This is a genomic window from Allobosea sp., from assembly GCF_048595345.1.
Taxonomy (GTDB): Bacteria; Pseudomonadota; Alphaproteobacteria; order Rhizobiales; family Beijerinckiaceae; genus Allobosea.
In genome coordinates this window covers 1-4,288 of record NZ_JBMDWH010000125.1, presented here as the reverse complement: position 1 = coordinate 4,288, position 4,288 = coordinate 1, and the positions used below count along the sequence as shown (strand labels likewise).

Genomic DNA, 4,288 nt, shown 5'->3' with positions numbered 1-4,288 from the left:
ACGCCCGGCATCTATGTCGACCGCGTCATCAAGAGCACGATCAACGAGAAGCGCATCGAGAAGCTGACCGAGCGCAAGAGGGAGGCAGCCTGATGGCCTGGACCCGCGAGGAGGTCGCCGCGCGCGCGGCCAAGGAGCTGAAGAACGGCTTCTACGTCAACCTCGGCATCGGCATCCCGACGCTGGTGGCGAACTACATTCCCGATGGCGTCGATGTGACGCTTCAGTCGGAAAACGGGCTGCTCGGCATCGGCCCTTTCCCCTATGAGGGCGAAGCCGATCCCGACCTCATCAATGCCGGCAAGCAGACCATCACCGTGCTGCCGAGCTCGAGCTTCTTCTCATCGGCGGACTCGTTTGCGATGATCCGCGGCGGGCATATCGACCTCACCATCCTCGGCGCCATGGAAGTGGCGGCCAATGGCGACATCGCCAACTGGACGATCCCCGGAAAGATGGTGAAGGGCATGGGCGGCGCGATGGATCTCGTCGCGGGCGTCAAGAAGGTCATTGTCGTGATGGACCACGCCAACAAGGCGGGCGAATCCAAGGTGCTGGAGCGCTGCTCGCTGCCGCTGACGGGTGCCGGCGTCGTCGACATGATCATCACCGATCTGTGCGTCATGACCTGCGACAAGGCGGGTGGCGGAGGGCTGACCCTAATCGAGCTCGCGCCCGGCGTGACGCTCGACGAGGTCAAGGCCAAGACGCAGGCGAGCTTCACCATCGCCCCGGCGCTGGCGCAGGCGGCGTGAGCCACTGGCTCAGAAGCCGGCCGGCTTCGACCGATGCGATGCTGGCCGTCTTCGACGACGATGCGACGCTTCGCCATGCGCTCGCCTTCGAGGCGGCTCTGGCCCGGGCGGAGGCCGCCGAAGAGCTGATCGAGGCCGAGGCGGCCGAAGCGATCGACATGCTCTGCGCGCGGATCGTGATCGACCCGGCGGAACTGGCGAACGAGGCGGCTCTCGCCGGCACGCTCGCGATCCCGCTCGTCGCCCGTCTGCGCAAGGATCTGCCCGAGAGCGCAGCCAAGGCGCTGCACAAGGGCGCGACCAGCCAGGACCTCGCCGATTGCGTGCTGGTACTCCAGATCCGAGCCGGCCATGCCCGGCTCGCGGCCGATCTCGGCCGCGTCGCCACCGCGCTTGCCACTCTCGCACGCCGCCATGCCGCGACGCCTGCGATCGGCCGGACGCTGCTGCAGGATGCGCTGCCGATCGGCTTCGGCCTGCGGATCGCGCAATGGCAGGCGGGGATCGTCGCCGCGACGGAGCGGCTGGGCCGCGAGGTCGAGAGCGGTGCGGTTCTGCAATTCGGCGGGGCGGCCGGCACGCGCGCCGGCCTTTCCGACAAGGCTGACGCTGTCTCTGCCCGGCTGGCGAAGGCACTCGGGCTCCCCGATGCGCCACCCTGGCATGCGCGGCGGGAGGGTACCGCCGGCATCGCATCGGCGCTCGCCATCCTCATCGGCGCGTTGGGGAAGATGGCGCGGGACGTCTCGCTGCTGGCGCAGAACGGCATCGGAGAGGCGCGAGAGCCGGCCGTGCCCGGGCGGGGCGGATCCTCGGCCATGGCGCATAAGCGTAACCCGACCGCCTGCCAGATCACGCTCTCGGCCGCGACGCGCGCGCCCGGCCTCGCCGCCGGCATCCTCGCCGGGCTGACGGCGGCGGAGCAGGAGCGCGGGCTGGGCGGCTGGCAGGCCGAGGGGCCGGCGCTGGCCGAGCTCTTCCTGATCGCCGCAGGGGCCGCCGAGGCGATGGCGGGTGTCGCCGAAGGGCTGGAGGTCGACGAAGGGGCTATCGCGCGCAATCTGGAGGCGGCCGGCCTCGGCGACGATATCGGCGAGAGCGAGGCGCTGGCGGCGGCGCTGCTGGGCAACGGCACGCGCTGACGGGCAGGCATCGCGCTACGCCTTCGCGCGATATTCCGACGGCGAGATCCCCGCCCGCTTGCTGAAGAAGCGCGAGAAATAGGCGGGGTCGGTGAAGCCGAGGCGGAAGGAGATCTGCGCCACGGAGCTGGCCGAATAGACGAGGTCGCGCCGCGCCTCGATCATCAGCCGGTCCTGGATCACCCGCGTCGGCGAGAGGCCCAGCAGCTCCCGGCAGCTGCGTGACAGGTGCGGCACCGAGACGCCGAGATCGCGGGCATAGTCGGTCAGAGGGTCATGGGCGAGGAAGCGCCGTTCGACCCGCTCGACGAAGCGGCGCACGAGCTGCGCGCGCGGATCATGCGCCGCCTCGCTCCCGGGGATTGCGCCACGCAAGGCCCGCGAAAACCAGGAGGCGATGAGGTCGGCATAGGCCGCCAGCGCGAAATCGCGGTTCGGCCGGTTGGCGCCGAACTCGGCCATCGCCAAACGCAGCAACGGCTCGAGCGTGTCGTCGGCGCCGGGGGCGGCCGAGAGGACGGAGGGGGCGGACAGCAGTCTGCGCGCATCCGGCTCGGCCTCGAACAGGCGTGCGAGCGACGGCTCGGCGACGCTGGCGACGAAGCCCTCGGTGCCGACGAGAAAGCGGAATTCATGGATCGTGGACGGCGGCAGCAGCAGGGCCGAGCCCGGCGCCAGCGCATGGTCGCGGCCGTCGATGCGGGTGCTGCCGCCGCCGCCGGTCACGAGGAAGAACTGGACCAGCTGGTGGTGGACATGCGGCTGGATCGTCCAGCCATGCAGGGCGCTGCGCGCGACGATGGGCTCGATATGCAGCGCATCGGGAAAGCGCCCGCCGAGCCGCTCGCCATAGAGCCAATAGGCGGGGACGGTGCTGCCCGGCATGCGCCCTCGATGATCGATCCGTCCAAGAGACAGCGCGAATCCTCCATTCCGTCAAGGCCGGCGCCTCTCCTAGATTGACTCCGATCAAGCTGGCAAAGACCGGCCCATTCCGGGAGGAAAAGCAGCATGCGCACGCAGGTCGCCATCATCGGCGCCGGCCCGGCCGGATTGCTGCTCGGACAGCTTCTGTCGCGCGCCGGCATCGATAACGTCATCGTCGAGCAACGCAGCCGCGAGCATGTGCTCTCGCGGATCCGCGCCGGGGTGCTCGAACAGGGCATGGTCGATCTGCTGCGCGAAGCCGGCGTTGCCGGGCGGCTGGAGCGCGAGGGGCTTGTGCATGACGGCGTCTGCCTCGCCTTCGCGGATGCGCTGCACCGGATCGACCTCAAGGCGCTGACCGGCGGGAAAACCGTGACCGTCTACGGCCAGACCGAGGTGACGCATGATCTGGTGGAGGCGCGCCAGGCGCTGGGCCGGCCGAGCTTCTACGAGGCGCAGGATGTCGCGCTGCACGCGATCGACACGGATCGCCCGCGCGTCAGTTTCCGCATCGGCGAGGAGGCGCAGGAGCTGCAGTGCGACGTCATCGCCGGCTGTGACGGCTATCACGGCGTCTGCCGCCGCTCGATCCCCGAAAATGCGATCACCAGCTTCGAGCGCGTCTATCCCTTCGGCTGGCTCGGCCTTCTGGTCGATCGGCCGCCGGCGGCGCCGGAACTGATCTACGCCCATCACGAGCGCGGCTTCGCCCTCTGCTCGATGCGCTCGCCCGAGCGCAGCCGCTACTACATCCAGGTGCCACAGAACGAGCGGGTCGAGGCCTGGTCGGACGAGGCGTTCTTCCTGGAGCTGCGACGGCGGCTGCCGGTCGAGATCGCAGCCACGCTGGTGGCGGGGCCGGCCATCGAGAAGAGCATCGCGCCGCTGCGCTCCTTCGTCGCCGAGCCGATGCGCTTCGGCCGGCTGTTCCTGGCGGGAGACGCCGCCCATATCGTGCCGCCGACAGGGGCCAAGGGCCTCAACCTCGCCGCCAGCGATATCCGGTACCTGTTCGACGCGCTGCGCGAGCATTTTCTCGACCATTCCGCTGCGGGGCTGGAGAGCTATTCGGCCCGCGCCCTGGCCCGTATCTGGAAAGCGGAGCGTTTCTCCTGGTGGATGACCGGGCTGCTGCACCGTTTCCCCGAGCGCAACCCCTTCGAGCAGCGCATGCAGCAGGCGGAGCTGGACTATCTCGTCGGCTCGCCGGCAGCGGCCGCCGCCCTGGCGGAGAACTATGTCGGCTTGCCCTATTGAACGGAAAAAGGCATGGCGAAAGCGGTTTTGGACCATGGCGCGTCGCAACGGACGCGATCACGGCGCTCCAGGACCGTGCTACAGCCTCGGCCGAATGAAGGATGCCGGACACAACCGGCACCATCGCGCGACGCCACAGCAAACGGGAGGATACGACATGATCAGCAGACGCCGTTTCGGCACCCTTCTTCGCAGCGGGGCGCTCGC

4 protein-coding genes are annotated in these 4,288 nt (G+C 69.2%); 3 read left to right on the top strand and 1 reads right to left on the bottom strand.

What is annotated here, in order from left to right:
* The first annotated feature begins 92 nt into the window (after positions 1 to 92).
* Positions 93 to 755 (top strand): 3-oxoacid CoA-transferase subunit B, encoded by a 663-nt coding sequence (locus tag ACOJTB_RS12350; RefSeq protein ID WP_420102822.1) that lies wholly within the window; start codon positions 93 to 95, stop codon positions 753 to 755.
* Positions 752 to 1,897 carry a lyase family protein gene (locus ACOJTB_RS12345; RefSeq protein WP_420102821.1) on the top strand — a complete coding sequence of 382 codons (1,146 nt, stop codon included), beginning with the start codon at positions 752 to 754 and terminating at the stop codon, positions 1,895 to 1,897. The genes ACOJTB_RS12350 and ACOJTB_RS12345 overlap by 4 nt, the downstream gene beginning before the upstream one ends.
* 15 nt (positions 1,898 to 1,912) lie before the next feature.
* Here ACOJTB_RS12345 and ACOJTB_RS12340 read toward each other — a convergent pair whose 3' ends face one another.
* Positions 1,913 to 2,782 (bottom strand): helix-turn-helix domain-containing protein, encoded by an 870-nt coding sequence (locus ACOJTB_RS12340; RefSeq protein ID WP_420102820.1) that lies wholly within the window; start codon positions 2,780 to 2,782, stop codon positions 1,913 to 1,915.
* Between the two features lie 126 nt (positions 2,783 to 2,908).
* On the opposite strand from ACOJTB_RS12340, the gene pobA reads away from it, so the two are divergent.
* Positions 2,909 to 4,081, top strand: coding sequence for a 4-hydroxybenzoate 3-monooxygenase (pobA, locus tag ACOJTB_RS12335; RefSeq protein ID WP_420102819.1), 1,173 nt, complete (start codon positions 2,909 to 2,911; stop codon positions 4,079 to 4,081).
* Positions 4,082 to 4,288: the final 207 nt, after the last annotated feature.

Bases quoted from the DNA above. Each gene is read 5' to 3' on its own strand.
- ACOJTB_RS12350 (WP_420102822.1), top strand. From the start codon at position 93: ATGGCCTGGACCCGCGAGGAGGTCGCCGCGCGCGCGGCCAAGGAGCTG.
- ACOJTB_RS12340 (WP_420102820.1), bottom strand. From the start codon at position 2,782: ATGCCGGGCAGCACCGTCCCCGCCTATTGGCTCTATGGCGAGCGGCTC.
- pobA (WP_420102819.1), top strand. From the start codon at position 2,909: ATGCGCACGCAGGTCGCCATCATCGGCGCCGGCCCGGCCGGATTGCTG.